A 1,655-nucleotide genomic window follows, 5' to 3' on the forward strand; every position below is an offset into this window, starting at 1 on the left:
CCTTTCATCTTTCTACCTCCTTGGAGACTCCCGTTATACCCGCAGGGTTAACGGTGAGAGGAAAAGGAGGACAGAGTCTAGTTTGTATAAGCATAACCATCCTTTCTGTGAATAAATTTACAATATTTGTGACTAATCCCTTGCACCAGTCCTGATTTTGTTGAGATATTGAAAGACCCTGATTTTCTGGTTGCGACCCGTCCTACATAAGTACCGATCTTCTTCCCCTTAGTCACCACGGCGCGGACAATATCTCCTGTCTGAAAGCCTTTGTGAAATTTAATTCTGGAGCAATGACGAGTGGGAAACCCATACTTATTAGTCCTACAGAGCTGACGAGTGCCGTGTCCCTTAGCTGTTATTACCAAAGGTAGGGTTACTTCAACAATCAGTGTTTCAACTTTTCCAACATTCGCCGCATCTAACCAATGAGTTTTAGGAAGACTTTGGCGGCATCTATTGAATTTGGTTAATCCACCGCTACCTACTTCAACAGGCAATCCTATTGATTTGATATCGTGATACAACTTCCAGCGGGTCGTATTGACAGAAGCCGCATCAGCCAGAGGACGTTTGGCTTGACTTAGTATGCGCTTCAAAATGCTAGGCTTTTTAGACAGGAAAAGCTCAATGTCTTGGTTAGATTTAGCCTGGTTACATGGACGACACGCGTTCGCGTAGCGTGGCCTACGGCCAATCGCTAAATTAGAAACTCGATTAGAACCGCCTTTGGATAATGGTTTAATGTGTTCAACTTCTAGTTGAGTTCCTGTTACCCCGCAGTAAGCACACTTACGATTCCATTTTTCAAGCAAATATTCCCGAAGTTCGTAACCATAAAGCGTACCTTGTTGATACTCAATTCCAGATATTTCAGGATTTTGTAGTTTCTGAGTGTCAAACCTGACCAATTCTTGGGAGATGCCGGTAACAGGGCAGAATCGACTCAACTTTTTAACCCAAGTTAAAATATTTTGAACCCTAGACGTCAAGCTGGGGGCTAACCAACCTTTTGGTCTAGTTCTGTTAAGAAACCTGGGCTTGCGGTATCGAGTCTTGCGATTACGTCTACTACGTCTCAATTGTCTACGAGAGATCAAAGCCTCTCGTATTTGAAAACCTCGATGGGTAAGTTCAGATCCCCAGATTACTCGTTTTCCTTGGACGATAGCTAAACCGCTTGTTTTTGCTCCAGGATCTATTTTGAGTTGGTGTTCGTGAGTTATTGGCCGTTTTACTTCCTCCGCCAAAATTATGGTAAATGGGTAACGACGATAGACCTTTGCTTTTCCTGCTGAAAGTAAAATTCTGGCTCTCGCAGGCTTGCATGGGTCTAAGGGTTGTCGGTTTTTGTTGAGTACAAAGACACGCATAATTGTGTTTCCTCCTATTGCTAGGGTTAAGTTAGCTGAGTGCTTCGCACACGCTTCGCGAACGTCAAAGTTATTTCTCGGTACTTTCCCAATCGCACTGGCTTAACTCAACTACACCTGTTTAACGACTGGGTTCTAGAGCTGGGGACTAGCTACGCATCCCCAGGTAGGAACTTGAACACTCAAAAATAACGTAGTTCTCTGAGAACTTAGACTGGTCAATTATGAGCTTTTAACAAGCTCCCGCTATAGTCTGAAAAGACTTAGCGGTGAGTTATTGAC

The 1,655-nt window shown here is 43.6% G+C and carries 1 protein-coding gene; it reads right to left on the reverse strand.

What is annotated here, in order from left to right:
- Window positions 1-77: 77 nt before the first annotated feature.
- Window positions 78-1,373, reverse strand: coding sequence for an RNA-guided endonuclease IscB (gene iscB, locus F6J94_RS33695; RefSeq protein WP_293048263.1), 1,296 nt, complete (start codon window positions 1,371-1,373; stop codon window positions 78-80).
- Window positions 1,374-1,655: the final 282 nt, after the last annotated feature.

The sequence above is a fragment of the Moorena sp. SIO1F2 genome (assembly GCF_010672755.1).
In the GTDB taxonomy this organism is placed as follows: domain Bacteria; phylum Cyanobacteriota; class Cyanobacteriia; order Cyanobacteriales; family Coleofasciculaceae; genus Moorena.

What these genes read in the sequence shown, in the direction of transcription:
- iscB (WP_293048263.1), bottom strand. Translation starts at nt 1,373, where the DNA reads ATGCGTGTCTTTGTACTCAACAAAAACCGACAACCCTTAGACCCATGC.